We start from the raw sequence: 19708 nt of genomic DNA on the forward strand, positions 1-19708 counted from the left end.
GATCCATGGATTTTTTAGCAGATGATGAATTAACGTTAAATCAGGATGATCCCCGCTTTAAACCTAAAAGTGAACGCGGTGGATTTAGTGATGGTGCTTTAGGTGTTGTATCTGGCGTTGCTATGGGGACCATTGAGGCCGCTACTGCACCAGATGCTCTAATACGTGGTGACAAAAAAGCAGCATCTTTGAGAGCGCAAAACCTTGAGATCTTTAAGCCTGATGATTTAGGGGGAGCTGGTGAGTTTACTTATGGTCTAACCAAAGATTTCACCCGTATAGGATGGAATGCCCTCACTACTTTAGGTACAGGTGGTGTGCCAGGCCTTGCATTAAATTCTGGGCTATTTGGATTTCAGACTTATGAGGCTGAAAAATCAGACTTAATCAATAAGGGTGCTGATATCCGCACCGCTAAAACGGCTGGTGCAATTAAAGGCGTAACGGATGCATTAGGCTTTGCAATTCCTACGCATGGCGTTGCCAAGTCTGCCGTTGCTGATGCTGTAGCAACAACTGCTATAGCAACTGCTGCCGGTTCAGCTGGTGATTATTTTGAGGGCTCATACCTTGAAGATCATCAAAATAAAAAGGTTGCCCAATATGGCGAAGCATTAAAGGAAAATGCAACCAGTCCAAGCACATTGGCATCAAATGGCGGAATGGCTTTACTTCTTAATCTATGGGCCAATAAGGGGAGATTGCGTCCAGATCAGATCAAAGATCATAGTAATGTAGATACTATGAATGATGCAGCTCATATCCAGGCCAATATAGAGCATGCAGAGGGCACGAATCCATTCAGTCCAACTAATGCAAAAGAAGCTAACTCACATTTTGATGCATTGGATAGTGCCATGGAAAGCGCATTGAATGATGAGCTAGTAAGCTTAAAAGCACCAGTGACCGGAACACCTAAAGTACCTGTACCCACTGCACCTGTTGTACCGATAACAGGTACACCGAAAGCTATTGTAAGACCAAGCGCTATCAATACTGATGAGCATAAAGCGCCAGTAATAGCGGAGCTTTTGACTAACCCTGTATTTGATAAAAAACCTTGGACAAAAACGATTGTTCAGGAAGCCTCTAAACGAGGCATTAATCCAATAGATGCCTTGGTCATTTCTCATATGGAAACTGGTGGCACTTTTAGTACTTCAATTCAACCAAGGGATAGAGATGGTAAGTTACTATCGTCCGCAACAGGCTTATTTCAGACACTAGACAGTACTTTTGCCCGTATGGGGGGTAAGAATAAGTTTGATGGTAATGATCAGATTAAAGCAGGCCTGAATTACTACGAGCATAATGCCAAGGTTTTTCGTAGTCACTTTAATCGGGAGCCGAATGGTTTAGAGCTTTATTACTTGCATTTCTTTGGCGAAGGTGGTGGACCAACATTTTTAAAGGCTAACGATAACGAGCTTTTTGTAGATGTTGCCACACGCTGGAGCAAAGGGAACAGTAAAAAAACTGCACGTCAAATAGCAGAAGAAATTACATCCTCTCATAAGTTTAATGGCATGACTGTTGGACAGGTAAAGGCTAAATACGAAAAGCGCTGGAATGAAATTGCGAGTCTTTATAGTGATGTTCGTGCAGATACCTCAGCAAGATCTACCGAAGTTCGAGGGAGCGAATCAGAGTTCCCACAGTTTGAGTCTGATATAGCAGCACCGCCTACTTACAAGTCCCAGTCTGATGCTGAAATTGAGGCCATGCCTTTTGTACTCAGTGCAGATGAACATAGTGTTAAATCACTTCAAGAGGAGTTTGAAGCTTTATCCTCTCCTTTGACTAAAGAGGATTTGGAATACCTCAAGGCTACAGCGCATTATCAGTATTCGGAAGGTGGAGCCTACCGAACGCCGTATGTTGAGCCTCAAGTCGATTTATCTGGGCCTAGTAATAGTGCCAACCGTAATTTGGATGCATTGGACTCTGATCTTTACCAGTTCGAGCCAGAGCAACAGCGAGTTATTGTTACTGATCCAGAATTGAATACTTTGGATATCAATACCAGAACATCAGGTTCAAATATTCAGCAAAACTCAATTATCGCGGGAGTAGATAATTGGACTCCAACTAGATCGCAAAATTACCTTAAACGAGAGCGGTCAATGGATGATGGAGGGATTATTCAAGAGCTGCACAATAGTACTTCTAATACGACATTCCAGCGCCAAGTTAATCAGGATGGCACCATTAGCCCAGTAAAGGCCATACGTAATGGAGATGATCTATTTGCCCATCCCGCTAATGGTAAGACAGATAACCCTGAATTAACTTCAGTGCAGCATAAAGCAGCCCAGGCATTAGAGCGGGAGTTCTGGAATCCTGGCAAATCAAAAGTTGATGGTGCACCAGATTTAACCAAGTCTGGTAAAGGGGAGTACGGCGCATTCACTGACACGGCAGACGGTCGGGAAGCAGTTTCAATTTTGGAAGCAGATCCTGATATGGAAGTGACCTTTACCCGTTTGGATGAAAATGGGGATGAAGCGATTGTAACGATGTCATCTCGTGATTTATTAGATTATGTCAAAGAGCAAGAAGAAATCGCAAAAGATGAAATTCAGGCAGTGAAGGCCTTAGCCAGCTGTGCATTAAGATATGGGAGTGAAGCAGCATGAGAGCAGAATGTAGAGAACAGGTCGCAAAGGCTTTAGGTAAAAAAAGACTCAATGCAGCAGACAGCAACCGTATTTCATCACTGTATATTCGGGCTCAAAATACATTGGCACGCACAGATCCTGATTGGATGTTTAAAAGTCCTGCTGAACGTGCTGAAGCAATTGCGCAGAAGACTGCTTCAGATCTCGCTGTGCAGATTGCTAAGAATAATCAGAATATTGCTCGAGATGCTGTTATTAAGGCTCAGCTGCAGACGGAAATTTATAACCACCCTAAACTAAATCCTGTTCAGGCATTAATGCGGAAGATTGCTTATTTTTCGGATCAAAGTGGTATTCAGTCTATAGAGAAGCAATCTCAAGCTTTGCATAGCCGTTGGATGTCTTTAGTCGCTGATGTATTTACTAAAACGCAAGAACGTTTTGGTATGTCCGTAAACAAAGCTATGACAGATGACATTATTCGGGTCATGTTTGGCGGTAAATCTGATAATCCAGAAATTACGGCGATGGCCAAGGAAGTAAGTGCAGCCCTAGAGGAAATGCGTTTAGCTTTCAACCGTGCTGGTGGGAATATTAAGAAGTTAGATAACTTTGGCTTTATGACTTCCCATGATCAGAAAAAAGTTGCTTTAACCGACCAGGCCGAATGGGTAAATGATGCATTAGATGGCCTGGATCGAAATCAGTATGTTAAAGATACTGGTGAGCTTATGGGTGAGCTAGAGCTTAAATCTATGCTTGAAGATATCTATAAAACTATTTCAACCAACGGTGCGAATAAAGACTTATTGGTATTGAATAAACAGGCTAAAGCAGTAGCATCGCCTGTAGGTGGTCGCTCCAAGATGGCAAACCGTCATCAAGAAGCGCGTGCTTTACATTTTAAAGACGGTGATGCATGGCTGGCATATCAGAATAAGTACGGGACCTATAACGAGGCGGGCTTTCATGAGATTCTGAAAAACCATACTCAGCGCATGAGTACGGAAGTGGCAATGATGCAGAACCTTGGATCCAATCCTCGTCATACGTTTGAATCTCTATTGGATGAAGCCAAGATCAAGCTTAAGGCAGATCCTTTGAATGGTCTGAAGCATGGTGAAATTGATAAGCAGGCCCATCGTGCCTTATCTATGTATAACACACTAGATGCCAATACCCGGGCGATTGATTCAACCTTAGGTAACGTTATGGGTGGTCTACGCGCCTTAATGGTTGCATCTAAATTAGGTGGTACCACGCTGACGACCTTTGGTGACCATGCCAGTATGAAGAAGGTCGCTAATATGCTGGGCCTGTCTTATACCAAATCCATTCTCCCTGAATATATGAAGCAGCTAAAACAGGGTGCTACACGTGATGAAGCTTTACGGTTTGGCCTGGGAATTAATGAAATGGCAGGCTCTATGACTCGCTTCGGTGATGCTGATATTGTCAGTAGTGCTACAAAGTCAGGGCGTTTTAATGCACGTATGCAAGCATTTGCAGCAATGACAATGAAATTATCAGGATTGAATGCTGTTACTGCAGGAGCGAAACGGGCACTTAATCTAGTGCATATGAATAAGCTTGCTGAAATGACCCGTAAAACGGATTGGAAGGATCTTGGTGCTGATGATCTTAAAATTCTAAAGGGGAACGGTATTACTGAACGTGACTGGCAGTTATGGCAACAGCTAGAGCCTAGTAAGCGTGAAGATGGGACGGCGGTACTTACTCAGAATGATTTCTTTAATGTACCTGATGATGTGATTAAGAAGTTCTTGCCATTGGATAAGCAGGATAATGCTAATGCACTTGCTGACTTCCGCTATAAAGCTGCCATGAAGTATCAGACTCATATCTTTAATGAAGAATCGGTAGCCATTATTGAAGCAGGTGTACGTGAACGTAGCATCATTAACTTGGGCGAAGCTGGTACCATCCAAGGGGAATTAGGCCGAACCTTATTTCAGTTCAAAGGCTTCCCATTGGCTTATATGTTCCGTATTGGTCATCGTGCCTTTGCCCAGGGAGATATTAAGAGTCGGGTGACGTTCCTAGCTTCGCTACTGGCTTATCAAACTTTAGCAGGTGCATTGATCGTTCAGACTCAGAACTTGGCCAATGGTAAGAATCCAGAGCCGGTATTTACGATTGATTTCTTTGGTAAGTCACTTCTTAAAGGTGGCGGGCTTTCCTTCCTGGGGGACATCATGTCTGCACTTTCAGATCCAACCGGTCGAAGTGCATCAGACTTTATCAGTGGCCCATTATTAGGCCAAAGCATGAAGCTGGGTATGCTGCTGACCGGTATGGGCAACAACATAATTGAGGGTAAGGAGTCTACCCGGATGATGGAAGTGGCTAATACCCTTAAGAGCAATATCCCATTGCAGAACCTTTGGTACAGTAAGCTGGTCGTAGATCGAATGCTGTATTCCAAAATGCAGAATATGATTGATCCTGATTATTTACCAAGAACACAGCAGCGGCTTGAGAACTTGGGTAATAGCTATTGGTGGGATTTATCAGAATAAAATTAGGAGCTTCGGCTCCTTTTTTGTATTATCAAAATAGTACTTAAGAAAGCTATATAGTAAGAATGAAAAGAATTATCACGGGTTTCACTTTATTTGTTTTGGGACTAGCTGCGAATGCAGGGCAGACAAATCATGGTATTGAATTACCTGAGGGATACCAAAAGCAATATGTTGATCCAATTAAAAAACAAGCTTATTTCATCGATGAAGATCAAGTAAAAGGCAAGCCCAGCATAATCTTCAGCTTTGTGCCAGATACAACCAAGAAAGAGGACATTTGGTTTACAACTTGTCAGCATACTTTTGACAAAGGGCTTCAGATATTTACTTGCTTTACTCAACAAGGTCAGTTTGGCATAGGTAGTAGTGCTGATGGGCATGATGTTGTTTTTAGATTCGAGAAGCCTAAGGAAATAGCTGTTACCCAAATCAATTATAAGATCGATAATAAAAAAATTATGACTTTGCCTGTAAGTGCAATCCCTCACGGTATGTCTGCAGAGACTTTTATTAGGCAATTAAAGGAAGCCAGCGTATTGAGTTTTTCTTGGAAAGAAGGTTCTCAGTACAAAGCAGAAAAAATTAATCTGAATGGTTTGGAAGAATCATTGTTATTCGCTAAGAAAATGATCGAATTGAATAATTAGGAGCTGATCCAATGAAACGACTACTTTTGGGGATAATAATATCTATATGCAGCTCATTTATTATGGCTACACCTATCACTCTCCAGCATTCAAAAACCAGCTATGTAAACTCAGGAATTTGTTCCGCCGTAGTGGATGTGACGATCCATGATTTTCTTGGGACCTATGACAAACTGTATTTAGACCTGGTGGCAAAAGATAAATCCGGCAGAGTGCAGGGGACTTCTGAGAATGTAATAACCTACGGCGATATACAAAACCTTCAAGGTAAAGCATTTGGGAATGTCTTTATCGAATCAGAGACTATGTGCGGAGCGAGTCGCACTTGGACAGTTCAAGTTAAGCGCGCCGTCCTGGTCGCAGATGGTAAAAGAGAAGATCTACTGAAGGCCAAGAAAGTTCATATTGATGACTTTCAGCCGATGAAATTTAAAGTTAATTAATAGGATTATATTTATATCCCAAGTACTAATAGACCTCTTGCGAGAGTATAGTTTTATCTAATTTTGAATTGGCTAAAACCTCATAAAATATAGCTTTTGGCTGCTTAAAATTTGACTAACGCAAGAAGTCTAATGCTTATCTAAATAGCCTTTTATATATTTGTTGTTTGAATAATAAGATGATCATAAGATGTTCTTTTTAATTAAGAGGGGGTATAAATAATGGCTAAGGTAAAATTGAGGGCTTTTGAAATCATAAATTCAGATGTAAATAAAAGCCAATCTGATTTAGGGGATAAGTTAAGAGTATGCTTAACAAGCTCTATAGCGGTAAATGAAAGAAGAATGCGATTGAATGCTGAAGACCCTCAAGAAGAGGAAGATCTAATTTCAGATTTTGCAAAAAACAGTAAAGATCCAGATCCTATTTTTTGTACGATGCTTCGCGTAGCTTTAGGTAATAATGTACAGCATGTTGATAATACATTATTTTCAAAGCAAAATTTTACTCTTACAGAACTACATAATAGTACAGTAGATGCTGAAGCTATTTATAAAAACCACTATTACTTTGCAGTAAATAATAATTTTTTAGTCACTAATTTACCTGGTAATTTAACAATTACAAGATTACAGACATATCTAAATTGGTTATTGAATGAGTTATACGAAATAAATCCTATGGTTGCTGATGAAGCAATGCCAGAACTATCACAAATTAAAGATATTATTGTCCGTGATCCTGTTTTTCATTCATCTAATGAAGGGGATAAACCTAATAATAAAAAATCAGCATTCGATCTAACCAAAGCTGCTCTAGATTCTGTTATTAATGCTTTGAGTGATACTAAGGATCTATCAACACATGAACTGGAACAAATGATATCTGCAAAACTTATCATTGAATTCAGAAAGCCTAAAAAAGACGATGATGAAAAAATTAAAAGAGCTTTCGGAGCACTTCTAAAGCCAGTAGCAGATTTAGAAAATTTTGAATTTACTACTAGAAACAACAAAAAAATAATTAAAGGCAGAAAAATTTTGAGAACAAAAGAGGTTACTATAGAAACTACCGATAGTGGCCATTTAATTGAGTCTCAGATTTCGCAGCAAATGGCCTTGTTGCTTAGAGAATTGGACAATGAACGTAAGAAAACTACTAATTAGTAGCACCATATTTTTGGTGTTATCAATTATATGCGCTTCATTTTTTGAAAATGATCCTAAAGAATCATTTTTGAATACTGTCTATACTATTTCGGGAATTATGTTTTCGATTGGAATGGGTGTTTTATGTACCTTGAATCCAGATAAGGTTAAAAATGATGTTTATTATCGTGGTATTAAAGAAAATGTAATCTCTGTAAGAAACTCTTATATTGTATATTTTTTCTTAATTTCAATAGTTTATCTTTTCTTTCAATTGAATCCGAATGCGAAGTTGGAATTATTTACTATTAAAGATATAGAAATAATAGTAAAAATTTCTTACGTAGCAATTACGTTGAATATATTAGGAATTCTGTATTTTATTGCTAACTTTATCCAAATACAAAAATTAGGTTTTGAAATTTCTGACAAAACTAGATCTTAATGATTCATTTTAAGGCATAAATTTGACATCATAATTTTATGAAAAAGCACAATTTCGTATTGTGCTTTTTTATTTTCATCGAAGTAAAACTATATAAGGAATTATAAGTTGGGTACAAGTGAAATAATTATATGAGCCCCGGTACTTCGTAAAGTTAAACTTAAAGTAATTTTAATTGCCCAATCTCATATTGGTATGTAGCCCATTCACCTTCACGAGGTTCACGGCTAACACCTGTTTCAGCTCGCCACAGCTCAATAAGTGCTTCACCATTTTCATAGTTAGGTACGCCACCGCGCGCCCATTCAGATACTGTTGAAGCACCTGATACTGGTAAGACAAATGCAATCTTTTCGTGTGTCCAGCCGCATTTGTTTAAGTCCAGAATCATTCGATTGAAGTCTGGACGTTTGTAACCGCGGCGTTTAACCAAAAAATCTTTAACCTTTTTCTTTGTTTTTAAGTTAATAAAACGAGCATCCTTTGGTTTTTTAAAGGCAGTACTATCCAGGCCACAATCATTTGTAAACATTATCACTGAACTCCTTGGATTTGTAATAAGGCTTCTGGGTCTAAGTTCGTAAATTGACAGTATTTTAACTGAGCATGCATATAAGCGGTGCCGGCTTCGCCGTGTCGGTTCTTTCCGATAATGGCCTCGGCAATACCCCTGTATTGAGACTCCTTGTTATAAATTTCATCTCGGTACAAGAAAACAATTTGGTCAGCATCTTGCTCAATTGCACCTGATTCACGTAGATCCGACATCATTGGTCTTTTGTTTGGCCGTTTCTCTAATTCACGATTGAGCTGAGATAAAAGAACAATGACGCACTCAAACTCTTTGGCCATAGCCTTAAGTTCACCTGTGAAATAGGCAATCTTTAAGTCTTCCCGGGCGAACTGCTTTGTTGTTTTCATGATCTGAAGGTAATCGACAAGTACGACACCAATAGAACCATATTGATGTTTTACTTTACGGATAGATTCCCTGATATTTGCAATAGATGGTCGGGAAGTATCATTGATCTGCATTGGCACTTCTTTCAGCATCACCACAGCATCTGTATACGCCGTAAATTCATTTTTAGGTAACAGATGAGGGGAATTGCGTACTACCCCAATATCTGCCGGTGCAATCGCGCAACAGAGACGCATGGCGATCTGCTCTTTAGGCATTTCGCCAGACATGATCAGGGCAGGCTTTTTCTGTATGACTGCTACATTGTTTGCAATGAGCTGGAGCATCGTAGTTTTACCCATCGCGGGCCGTGCAGCCACTACCATTAGACATCCAGGTTCGACATCACCTAACTTTTTGTCTAAGTCATATATACCGGTCTGGATTCCTTTAATCATCGAATTGCCAGCAAGTGCGGCTTCAATCTTGCGGTGCATCTCAAGAAATGTATTGGATGCAGCATCATGAATATGAACCAGTGACTCACCCCCCGACTCTGTGTTTAGATCTGCGAAAGCAGCTTGAGCATTTTGGACTAGCTCACCACGGCTAATTGTTAAATGTTTGGCCTGGTGAATTACCTTCATAGCTTCATCTATGACTTGTCGGCAAGTTGTTAAATCCTTCAATTTTTCTGCATACGATTGCAGATTGTAAAAACTGGAAGGGGCGTCACTCATTAACTGCATAAGATATTTTTCACCGCCCGAAGCCTCGCCATGATTATGCGTTTCAAGCCATTGTTTGACGAGTACTGCGTCATATGGTGAGTTCTTTGCATCAAGGTCTACAATTGCGTTAAAAATCAGTTTATGGCGTGTTGCGTGAAAATCTTGTTCAGTCAGTAGGTTTTCAATTTGAGCATAAGAGCCAGAAACCGTCATCAAAGCTGCAAGGACAGCTTGTTCAATTTGTAGGTTATGAATTGGGGTAGTATTGGTATTCACTGCATGCTCCCTAGTAAACTTTTAGGCTTACTATCGGCCAAATTAATAGCTGGTTGCTCAGCTGCTTCAGTAAAGAGTTCAGCTTGATTCACATAATGTGGATTCACTTTTTTATAACGTTCAAATTTATCTATGATCCATGCCGTGAATTTATGCAATTTCTTGGCATCAGACATGACCTGTCCATCGAAATGAGAATTGAATGCACTCAGTTCAAATTCAAAGCTTGGTAATCCAAAAATCAAAGCAGTATTTTTTTCGTGACCGGCAATTTTGAGTTTGATTTCTAACGAATGAAGATTAGGAATCCAGTCATGTTCACAAGAGAGATTCAATGATCGGTTCATTGATAGGTTCTGCATCCCGTTTTTGGGGTCGTTTAAAGTACCGTTTTCGGGATTATTCAAAACTCCATTTTCGGAATTATTCCCAAAATTGGAACAATCCCGATTTTGGGATTGTTTAATATTCCCATTTTTGGGTTGATTAGCTTTAGATTTAATATCTTTCTTGGAGTTTAAATCATCCCGATTTTGGGTATATTCTTCACGGCCTTTTACACCATTGAGTTTTAGAATTTTTACCCGTTTAGTTGGTCCTGTTCGTTCACCGGTATCGATTATTAATTGAAGTTTAATAAGCTCTATAAGAACTTTTTGGACAGTTTTTTTATCCAGCACGGTGTCTTTGGCAAGCCGTTCAATGCTTGGCCATGCCGTATGATCTTCTCCGGCTCGGTCTGCTAATGAAAGCAGAACGAGACGTTGTGAAGAGTTATTTACTGAAACAGCCCAGGCCCACCGAGTTGCATCAATGCTCACTTGAGCCTCCTTGCCGGTAATTTTTTTTCACGGCTTTAAAGAGGCGTTCAGATGTCATTCGAACTGACTCAGCATATGCTGATGACAAAGAGGGGGGATTAGGCTCTTTATTGAGTTGAATTATACTTTTCTCAGTAGCAATAGGAGGCTTATGCATTTTTAGTAGCCTCCCATTGAGCTTCATATTTTTCAAATTCAATTTTGAAAGTATTTCTATGACTGTCAGATAAATAGTCTGCAATGTTGATAAGATTTTCTAAGCCTGCAAAAACTGCATCACAAAGCGTTGTAGATGATTTTTTTACAGTAATTAGTTCATCTTTCATTTGATAAATTAAAGTTGAAAGCCATGTGGATACTTCGTAAGCCAAACCATATGGCTCTAGCAAATCTCCAGCATCACATTCAGTTTCAGTAACTGAGTTTTTGTATTCTTCGAGTCCAATATCAAATGTATTACTGAAATCGTCAGAAAGGTGACGTGCAATTGAGAGAAGACTTTCTAATTCTGTAAATGCACTCGCGTGGAGTTCATTTACATGTGCAGATTTTAGAAAAACTATACTTTTACCGATTCGGTCGATAAGTGTTTGAACTTGAGATGTTGTTTCAAGAGCTATAACGTAAGCATCTAAGAGTTTTTTAGAGCTATAAAATGGGACTAATTGTTCTGAAATTTTAACTTTAGCGTTCATGATGAATACGCTCCTTGTGTTTGTTTAGGAGCTTTACCAGTCACGACCAAGTGAGGGTGGCAAAGCTGAAAAGGGTTGGTCGACAGGAACACAAGAGACCTGCACATCCGAAGATGTCCCTCTCCAGCTTCACCATAGAGATGCAGAAGCATAGAGATTTTACGCATAAAAAAAGCCCGTAGCGGACTGTATGCGCTTGTGTATTCATAGCCGACCAAAGCTAATTCGATGATTTTGCACCGAACACGATCAATATAGCCGATCATTTTTGATTTGAGAAGCCTTAAACATAAAATATTTTGAAAATTCATGGCCGCTCTCCAAACCTTTTAGCTAGGATCTGCATGCCTTTTGGCAATATGAAGAACTCAGTCTGTGTGTAGCTGTATGATTGACCTGAAGGCTTTACACCTTCTTTGAGTGAATACTTAGTTTCACAGTAGCCGCGATTTTCACTGTAATAAGTTGAAGCCCTGGCATTGTTTAGATACCGATCCCAATTATGTTTCCGAAGCCATTCGGCCAGTTCTTGCTGCTTAACATTCAAAATTTTGCAGGCTTGCTGAAACTTAACGCCGTGCTCTGTATGTGTAATTGTTTCGATGGCTTTTGAGAGTACTTGGTTTTCAGCACTTAACTGGAGATTCTGTTTAGCTTGGACTTCAATGGCCTGCAGGAGATGCTGAGGATTGCTGATATCGAATGCTGGAGTCTGCTGCTCAAGCTCATACCAGCGTTTTACAATTGCTGCGGTAAACTCAGGGCAGAGCTGCGCAACCACAGTAATTGAATCAAGCTTTCCTTGTTCACCAGAAAACACATATTCAGTACTTGTACGGCCATTTGTAGGCTTTTCCACCGTTGGTGGTAAAGTAATAACACGGCGTTCAGCTAAACGTTCGATAGTTCTTTTGACAGAATCTAAGCGGATGTTAGTTAGGCTAGCGATATCTGAACTCAGCATTTGTTGCGATGGAAAAAGTACATTAATAGAAGCATTCATTATTAAGCCTCCAATCCTTTTGAAGCCATCCACGCTTCAATATCTTCTATGCGCCAAGCTGTAATTCGTTCGGTTAGCTTGATTGGTGCAGGGAACTCACCAGCACGCACTTTATCCCAGATGGTTGTTTCACCCATTGGTAGCAGACCTTGACGTTCAGGGCGAGCTTTAATAATTCGAGTTGTTCCATCTTTTGCGGTGTAAGTACGTTCCTTGCGTGGTGCAGTAGTCGCAAGTTGGGACATGCGATAAAAGCCTTTTGGTGCTGTAGTTTGTTGATGAGTAGACATAAAAAACCTCTAACGTTTGTTTCGTACTGCAACGGCGTTAGAGGTAGTATGTTGTCGGTTCTTATGTGTTAATAGATGGAAAGTTCCACTTGATCTATATTAAGTTTCACTTGATATAGGTTTTTCTTTGGTCCTTCCAGGCTCTCTAGCATATTCAGGAGCTACTTCTTTAATCCAATCTTTTATTGATATTGGATGATCTGGTAATTGAGTGTGGTGTTCAGTCTGGTTTAACTCAGCATAGACCATGAAAGTCATTTCTTTAATTTTGATTTTTCTATCCGTATCTTGATTCCATAGATACGTAGCTAAAGTTTTTGCTGCTAATTGAGCACGCTCTTTGGCGGGGCTTTTTCCTCGGGGCTTTAGATCTATTCTCTTGGCCAAAGTTTCACGAGTTTCAACTGGTGTGTCTTTTTGAATTAAAGAGCCTTCAATAATTCTGGATAGTTGATAGTGAGTTATTAGAATATCTGTTCTAGATAGGGCTTGGGATACAGCTAGTCGTCCTTCCTTTTCAATTGCACTCTCGATCACAGGAATGGGCGTGACAGTATTATGGCTGAACAGAGTATTTTCCTCCCAGAGTTCTATCCAAGCAATATTGATGTTTTCTACAGAAGCCATAACATCTGCAGTAAGGGTGCATTTACCGAGCTCTTGTATCAACTCAGGATGAAGAGGTGGTTTAAAGGCTTCTAAAAAAAGGTTCTTGGGATTTCCTGTAAAGGAATCTTGGATATCTAAAATATTGCTGAAAAAGATACCTAAGCTACCATCGGCAACAGTATTTTTTCTTAAAATTAATTCGTTAATTAGTTCTCGCGTTACCTCAAGCAGACACCCTTCACGTAAAGCTATATTAAGTCTTGCCGTAATAATGGCCTCTAATGTGGCATCCATATCGAAATGTAGCTTTGTATATCCGCCATGTTTATTAACATCGGCATACTCCTCCCATTCTTCCGACATTTCTTCGCCGTAGGCTGCGTAACCTTTCCAGCCTCTTACAAAAATGTAGAGTTGTAGGTCATATACCAACGCCATATTTAATAGCTTCTTGGCATCATAGTAATCAACTTCCAAGGCTCGGTTTAACTCTTTTGCTGCATCTTTCAATGTATAGAAAGGAGCTGGATTTTTAATATCTTTAATATTACTCATGACCATTTATCCTTTTAGAAAACGCAGCAGAGTTATGCCATTTTGGTATTAGGTTTAAAGTGAATTAAATTTTCACTGTCATTATTTGGCTTGAATTTCGATACATCACCACCTTGACGAAGTGTGTCGAGGTAATCAGCCCAGAGCTGCATCATTTCGCGTCGACGGCGTAAAAACTTGGTTCGGTTATATGCTGTGCCATTAGGGTCTTTAACCTTATGAGCGAGCTGGTGCTCTACAATATCGGTTCTATATTCGATTTCTTCATCCAGGAGTGTTCGCGCCGTTGCGCGGAATCCATGAGCTGTATGTTTCCCTTTAAAACCCAATCGTTTTAATACCTGGGTAAGGGTGTCTGTGCTCATGCATTCAGATGAAGTTTTGACACTTGGAAAAACGTATTTTGAAGTGGTCCGCAATTCTTCAAGTTCTTTGAGAATGTCATACGCTTGAATTGATAACGGTACGATGTGGTCTTGATTGGTTTTACTTGCTGCAAAGGACAGGCATCTATTTTCAAAGTCTACCGATTCCCAAAGTAGGGTTCTGATTTCCCCAGGGCGCTGGTAGATATATGCTGATAGCTTTATTGCTAACTCAGTTCTAATTCTCGTACGTGGAAAGTCTTTGGTTAAACGCCATGTTTTACGCAACAGATCTGCCAGCTCTTTTTCATCCGTCACAGCGTTATGATTGCCTTTAGTCGGCTGGGGAAGAATGATGTCTGGAGCAGGGTTGTAGGTAATGATTCTTCGCTTCAATGGAAGCTTGAGTACCATGTTTATAATGGACTTAATACGTCTCGCTGATTCAAGTGCACCACGTTCAATAATCGCATCAGTCACATCACGTTCCAGCTGTTCAGTGGTCAGATCTGCAACCGGTAACTTTCCAATAAACGGCAATATATCTTTATTCAGTTTGCGAATTGTTTCGTGGTCTACCTTTCCCTCGTGTCTACGGATCTCTAGCCATTCTGCAGCAAATTTACCGAAAGTATTCTCTAAGGTTTGAAGTTGCTCACGTTTCTTATTATTACGTTGCTCAGCTGGATCGATGCCATCTAACAACATCTTCTTAAATTCATCACGTTTAGATCTTGCTTGCTCAAGGCTAACCATTGGATAGGTGCCGATTGCCAGGGTGTTATATTTTTGAGTTACTGGTCGACGGTAATCCATTCGCCAGTATTTCGCTTCTGTTTCATCAATCAATAAATACAGTCCACCGCCGTCCGGGTGTCTCTGCTTCTTTGCCCCACTCACATCAAAGCTAAGATTTTTAACCTCTTTAGCAGTTAGTTTATTAGACTGTTTTGCCATTCTGATTTCTCCTGGTTGTCGGTATAAAATCAGCGCTTTTGGAGAGTTTTCGGTCAAAACTTAGCTGATTTGGATTTATACCGACAAATATACCGACAAAGTTGTCGGTATACTACCGTTATTCCCCGTAGTGCATCGGGCATAAAAAAAGGCTCAACCCCTTTAAGATCAAGCCTTTTGCACTACGGTGAACTACCGTAAAAGTCGAATTTGGCGGTGAAAGAGGGATTCGAACCCTCGAAACGCTATAAACGTTTACACACTTTCCAGGCGTGCTCCTTCAGCCACTCGGACACTTCACCTTTTGCGCGGTGGATAATAGCGAAAAAAATATATTCTGCCAAGAGAAACAATTGAATTAGACAAAAACATCTTGAGCGGTGCTATGATTCGCAAAAATCCTGTCTAAATTGAAGACAATTATATGCAAAGTACTGCACAAAAAGCCGCATTGCCTGCCATCACCTTGGCAGCTTTGGGCGTAGTATTCGGAGACATTGGGACGAGCCCATTATATGCGCTGCGCCAATGTTTCCTCACAGCACACTTGGCGATTAGCGAAGCGTCTGTGCTGGGTATTCTGTCCCTGATTTTCTGGTGCATCATGCTGACGATTAGTTTTAAATACGTCAGCATCATCATGCGCGCAGATAACAATGGCGAGGGCGGTATTATGTCGCTGTTGGCCTTGAATCTACGAACCACACGAATTGCCGAAAACAAAAAAATCTACCTGATTGCCCTTGGCTTTATTGGGGCATCTTTGTTCTTTGGTGATGGGATCATTACCCCCGCAATCTCTGTGTTATCCGCGATTGAAGGCTTAAGTATTGCGACGCCGATGTTTAACCAATGGCTGCAACCCTTATCGATCGGTATTTTAGCGGGGCTATTTTTAGTGCAACGCCATGGCACAGGCACGATGGGTAAATTCTTTGGGCCTTTAACGCTCATGTGGTTTTTATCCATTGGTGGTTTTGGACTATGGAGTATTTCGCAAACGCCATTTGTATTGACCATGATCAGTCCACATTGGGCCTTCAATTTTGTGGTTCAGCAGCCTTATGTTGCATTTTTGACTATGGGTGCGGTTATCTTGACGATGACGGGTGGTGAGGCAATCTATGCCGATATGGGACATTTTGGCCGACTCCCAATCCGCTTGGCATGGTTTATTGTGGTGATGCCGTGCTTGCTGTTGAACTATGCGGGTCAAGGTGCTTTGCTACTGCGTAATCCTGAAGCTTTAGCCAATCCATTCTATATGCTGATTCCTGAATGGGCATTGTATCCAATGATTGCTTTGGCAACTGCGGCCGCGGTGATTGCCTCTCAAGCGGTGATCACAGGGGTATTCTCCATGGTCAATCAGGCGATTCAATTGCGTTACTTGCCGCGTTTGACAGTGAAACATACCTCTGAAGTTGAACGTGGTCAGATTTATTTACCATTTATTAACTGGGCATTGTTTATCTCGGTGCTGATCTTGATCTTGCTGTTTGAAAACAGTGCGAATTTGGCCAGTGCGTACGGCGTAGCTGTGACCATGACCATGCTCTGCGGTACGATTTTGATCTCAGTTTTAGCTTATGGTTTATGGCGTTGGCCGGTTTGGAAAGTGGCGATTTTTGCAGTTCCATTTTTATTGATTGATTTGATTTTTGTTGCATCGACATCATTAAAAATCGCAGCGGGCGGTTGGGTTCCAATCCTGATTGGTGCGGTATTGTTTACGATTTTAATGACGTGGAAAGATGGACGGGCATTGGTGCTCAATCGGCTCGGTAAAGATGCTTTGCCTATTGACCTGTTTATTCGCAGTGTCAGCATGGGTAGTGAAACCAAGTTTGTTCCAGGTGATGCCGTATTCTTGACAGGAACGCCTGAGATCGTGCCTCATGCCATGTTGCATAATATTAAGCACAACAAAGTTCTGCATGAACGCAATATTATGGTTACGGTCAACACCCGAGATGTGCCATTTGTACCCGAAAATGAGCGGGTGATCACGGAAAAACTAGATGATCGATTCTATCGAATCACGATGTTTTATGGGTTTAAAGATCAGCCGAATATTCCTGCCGCTTTGGAGCATGCGTATCGTGAATTGGGATTTGAATTTGATCTAATGCAAATCAGTTTCTTTATTTCCAGAGACCGTATTATTCATACCTTGGGTGAAGGCATGGCACCTTGGCGAGAAAAGCTGTTTATCTCTATGCAGCGAAATACCAGTCCAGTCAGCGATTTTTATCAAATTCCAACCAACCGTGTGGTTGAGTTGGGCAGTCAGATTGAAATTTAAGACGTAGATTGAACTTTTAGGCATAGATTTAAAAGTTAGACACGAAAAAGCCAGATCAATTCTGGCTTTTTTTTATCTGTAATAATTAAACTTTTTAGTCCAAAGACATAGAGATCATTCTGTTGCTTTTTCCTGGGAGAAGTATGCGAGCAAAACAACAGAATGAAGATGTTGCGTTATTTGATCCTTGAAAATACGCTGATTAGTTGATTGTCGCGTCTACATCTGCAGAGGCTTCAGGCGCAGCTTGGATGGCTTCGTCAGCAACAGGTGCTTCTGGGTTGGCTTGAATTGATGCATCTGCAGGATTTACACTTTGAGTCTCAGGTGCTGCCATAAAAGCATCTTGTTGTGCTTGAGGAGCTTCAGGCAATGAAGCCGATGCGCTATCGGCATTCACTGGCGCTTCTGCAGAAGAGGCAATGACGGGTGCAGCGTTGTTATCCGCTGATACGGCTTCAGGTGCTTGCTGTGCTGTTTCCACAGGTGCTTCAGTTACCGCGGCTTCAGGTGTATTGGCCACTGCTGTTTGTTCAGTTGGAACGGACTGCTCTGTAGGTGCAGCAGCTACACTTTGTTGTTCATTTGCGAGTGCATTTTCCGCTTCAGTCACGGCTTGTTCAGCATTTGCAGGGACTGCAGGGGCATTCGGATCGATTTGGTTTGCCTGAGCCTGTTCAGGGTTTAAGGGCTGTTCTGTTGCAGCGGCATTGACTTGTCCGGCAGGAGCTTCAACCAATTGAACTTGGCCACTTGAAACTAAGTCCTGAATGGAACCAGGTTGACCATTCACGGTGGTCACAATTTTGACTTTAGATAAGCTTTCTAATGTATCACCGGGTTGAATCGGCGGCTCTGCAAATGCTGCTGCGCTCATTAAACCTGAAATTAAACCTAAACCTAAAATTTTAGAATGCATAATCACTCCGTATATTTTTATCGCAATTTTTCGTATTTTTACCTTGTCATAATTCTTGAGGCGAATTCAATGAAACATACGCAACTGCTTCATGACTTCCTATAAAGACCTGCACAACTGCGACATAAAGTTACATCAACTGCTGCTTTGTTAAACAATATTTGTGTGATTGTTAAGCAAATTAAAAAAGAAAAGTGTACTAAAATATGCACCCTTGCTAAGCTGCGGAAAAATAGTCCTTTTAGAAGTCATTGTTGTAAGTCATGGTCAAAAAGAAACGCAATTCAGCAAATCCACTTTCACAGTTATTTGGGCAAAATGGCATAAAAGTGCTGTTGGGTCTGGTGGCAACAGGAAGCTTTGCTATTGCTTTCGGGCAAGAAAAAATTCAACAACTTGTTTCTATGAGCAGCACTTCAAATAGCGCCTGTTTGGACCAATTTTATCGTGAAGTGCCACCTTATTTGGTCCGTGAAAGCCTACATAAAAACAGTTTTCCACTGTGTTTTAATGGCTTTAATGTCATGTATTCAGGGATATCCAAGACACCGCTTTGGGTTGCAGAAGCATTAACCCCCGCACGCCTGAGTCAAAAAATTCCGCGTGAAGATAACTTTCATGAAGAGACTCGCGTGCCGTCTGAATATCGGGCTTTGCTGTCAGACTATAAATCTTCAGGCTATGACCGTGGACACATGGCGCCAAATGCCGATATGCCCAATAAAGCTGCGCAGTTAGATAGTTTTTCTTTGGCCAATATGGTGCCGCAAGCTCCAAAAAATAATCAGCAAGTGTGGCGTGAGTTAGAAGAAGCCACACGGGCGATAGTGACCAAACAAAAGCAAGATGTCTATGTGGTAACGGGGCCGGTATATAGTGCGAAAAAATTAAAAACCATCGGGCAAGGGGTCATCGTGCCGACCGCTACTTATAAGGCGATCTATTTGCCGAAAAAAGGTGTTGCAGGCGTGTACTATGCGGACAATACCTTGCGTGATACGGCACCGACAGTCAAAGTCATGAGTATTTGTGCGCTAGAAGAACTGACTGGAATTAATTTCTTTCCAGAATTAACTGAAGACCAAAAGCGTAATACCTACCGTTTGCCACTCAAAGCCACCCAAGTAAAAGCAAATCAAGATATCGCTTATTTGCATTGGGATGCTGAAAGCCAGTGTGCTGCAGATGTCGCAGAAGACAAGATTTTAAGTTTGCAAAAAGAGTTTAAATCGAGTGGTGGTTCTGTGGGAGAGACATCCATGGCAAGCAGTGAAAATGACAACAATCAAGATGCCTTGGTCAAACAATTGATTGAAGAAATTCTGCAATATCTGCTACAGATTTTGAAATAATTGAGTAGATAATAGCGCTGAACTGCGAGCGATGAAGAGGATCATTGCTTGCAGTTGAAATCTTTTTCACGTATTTCTATTGCT

At 40.9% G+C, this 19708-nt stretch carries 17 protein-coding genes, 1 tRNA gene and 1 pseudogene; 8 read left to right on the forward strand and 11 right to left on the reverse strand.

Annotated elements, in window-relative coordinates:
• Positions 1 to 5 precede the first annotated feature (5 nt).
• The 6 genes from FTU64_RS05260 (at position 6) to FTU64_RS05285 (ending at position 7845) form a co-directional block, all read left to right on the forward strand.
• Positions 6 to 2636 (forward strand): hypothetical protein, encoded by a 2631-nt coding sequence (locus FTU64_RS05260; protein ID WP_180059343.1) that lies wholly within the window; start codon positions 6 to 8, stop codon positions 2634 to 2636.
• On the forward strand, positions 2633 to 5158 hold the full coding sequence (locus tag FTU64_RS05265; protein ID WP_180059344.1) for a hypothetical protein: 2526 nt from the start codon (positions 2633 to 2635) through the stop codon (positions 5156 to 5158). Before FTU64_RS05260 ends, FTU64_RS05265 begins: the two co-directional genes overlap by 4 nt.
• Before the next feature lie 65 nt (positions 5159 to 5223).
• Entirely contained in the window at positions 5224 to 5808 is a 585-nt protein-coding gene (locus FTU64_RS05270; protein WP_180059345.1) for a hypothetical protein, read from the forward strand.
• A gap of 11 nt (positions 5809 to 5819) precedes the next feature.
• The gene (locus tag FTU64_RS05275; protein ID WP_180059346.1) at positions 5820 to 6251 is read left to right on the forward strand and encodes a hypothetical protein; all 432 of its coding nucleotides are present in this window, start codon (positions 5820 to 5822) and stop codon (positions 6249 to 6251) included.
• Between the two features lie 222 nt (positions 6252 to 6473).
• The gene (locus FTU64_RS05280; RefSeq protein WP_057089962.1) at positions 6474 to 7418 is read left to right on the forward strand and encodes a hypothetical protein; all 945 of its coding nucleotides are present in this window, start codon (positions 6474 to 6476) and stop codon (positions 7416 to 7418) included.
• Entirely contained in the window at positions 7393 to 7845 is a 453-nt protein-coding gene (locus FTU64_RS05285; RefSeq protein WP_180059347.1) for a hypothetical protein, read from the forward strand. The genes FTU64_RS05280 and FTU64_RS05285 overlap by 26 nt, the downstream gene beginning before the upstream one ends.
• Positions 7846 to 8005: 160 nt before the next feature.
• On the opposite strand, the gene FTU64_RS05290 is transcribed toward FTU64_RS05285, so the two are convergent.
• The 10 genes and pseudogenes from FTU64_RS05290 to FTU64_RS05330 all read right to left on the reverse strand — a co-directional run bounded on the left by FTU64_RS05290 (position 8006) and on the right by FTU64_RS05330 (position 15350).
• On the reverse strand, positions 8006 to 8377 hold the full coding sequence (locus FTU64_RS05290; RefSeq protein ID WP_218950839.1) for a hypothetical protein: 372 nt from the start codon (positions 8375 to 8377) through the stop codon (positions 8006 to 8008).
• Positions 8378 to 8379: 2 nt separating this feature from the next.
• Positions 8380 to 9753 (reverse strand): replicative DNA helicase, encoded by a 1374-nt coding sequence (dnaB, locus tag FTU64_RS05295; protein ID WP_180059348.1) that lies wholly within the window; start codon positions 9751 to 9753, stop codon positions 8380 to 8382.
• The gene (locus FTU64_RS05300) at positions 9750 to 10574 is read right to left on the reverse strand and encodes a helix-turn-helix domain-containing protein (RefSeq protein ID WP_180059349.1); all 825 of its coding nucleotides are present in this window, start codon (positions 10572 to 10574) and stop codon (positions 9750 to 9752) included. The genes dnaB and FTU64_RS05300 overlap by 4 nt, the downstream gene beginning before the upstream one ends.
• 149 nt (positions 10575 to 10723) lie before the next feature.
• Complete coding sequence (locus tag FTU64_RS05305; protein WP_180059350.1) at positions 10724 to 11269, reverse strand: hypothetical protein; 546 nt, start codon at positions 11267 to 11269, stop codon at positions 10724 to 10726.
• Positions 11266 to 11580, reverse strand: a pseudogene (locus FTU64_RS16485) (hypothetical protein). Before FTU64_RS16485 ends, FTU64_RS05305 begins: the two are co-directional and overlap by 4 nt.
• On the reverse strand, positions 11577 to 12272 hold the full coding sequence (locus tag FTU64_RS05310; RefSeq protein ID WP_180059351.1) for a phage antirepressor KilAC domain-containing protein: 696 nt from the start codon (positions 12270 to 12272) through the stop codon (positions 11577 to 11579). The pseudogene FTU64_RS16485 and the gene FTU64_RS05310 overlap by 4 nt, the downstream one beginning before the upstream one ends.
• A gap of 2 nt (positions 12273 to 12274) precedes the next feature.
• Positions 12275 to 12562 (reverse strand): AlpA family transcriptional regulator, encoded by a 288-nt coding sequence (locus FTU64_RS05315; RefSeq protein ID WP_068535178.1) that lies wholly within the window; start codon positions 12560 to 12562, stop codon positions 12275 to 12277.
• 99 nt (positions 12563 to 12661) lie between these two features.
• Complete coding sequence (locus FTU64_RS05320; RefSeq protein WP_180059352.1) at positions 12662 to 13726, reverse strand: hypothetical protein; 1065 nt, start codon at positions 13724 to 13726, stop codon at positions 12662 to 12664.
• A 32-nt stretch (positions 13727 to 13758) separates the two neighbouring features.
• The gene (locus FTU64_RS05325; protein ID WP_068535170.1) at positions 13759 to 15048 is read right to left on the reverse strand and encodes an integrase arm-type DNA-binding domain-containing protein; all 1290 of its coding nucleotides are present in this window, start codon (positions 15046 to 15048) and stop codon (positions 13759 to 13761) included.
• 211 nt (positions 15049 to 15259) lie between these two features.
• Positions 15260 to 15350, reverse strand: a tRNA-Ser gene (locus FTU64_RS05330).
• A gap of 122 nt (positions 15351 to 15472) precedes the next feature.
• On the opposite strand from FTU64_RS05330, the gene FTU64_RS05335 reads away from it, so the two are divergent.
• Positions 15473 to 17353 (forward strand): potassium transporter Kup, encoded by a 1881-nt coding sequence (locus FTU64_RS05335; protein ID WP_078193161.1) that lies wholly within the window; start codon positions 15473 to 15475, stop codon positions 17351 to 17353.
• 202 nt (positions 17354 to 17555) lie between these two features.
• Here FTU64_RS05335 and FTU64_RS05340 read toward each other — a convergent pair whose 3' ends face one another.
• Complete coding sequence (locus FTU64_RS05340; RefSeq protein WP_180059353.1) at positions 17556 to 18272, reverse strand: hypothetical protein; 717 nt, start codon at positions 18270 to 18272, stop codon at positions 17556 to 17558.
• 263 nt (positions 18273 to 18535) lie between these two features.
• On the opposite strand from FTU64_RS05340, the gene FTU64_RS05345 reads away from it, so the two are divergent.
• Positions 18536 to 19624, forward strand: a complete 1089-nt coding sequence (locus tag FTU64_RS05345) for a DNA/RNA non-specific endonuclease (RefSeq protein ID WP_078193159.1) — start codon at positions 18536 to 18538, stop codon at positions 19622 to 19624.
• Positions 19625 to 19708: the final 84 nt, after the last annotated feature.

Source organism: Acinetobacter sp. YH12128, assembly GCF_013418655.1.
In the GTDB taxonomy this organism is placed as follows: domain Bacteria; phylum Pseudomonadota; class Gammaproteobacteria; order Pseudomonadales; family Moraxellaceae; genus Acinetobacter; species Acinetobacter amyesii.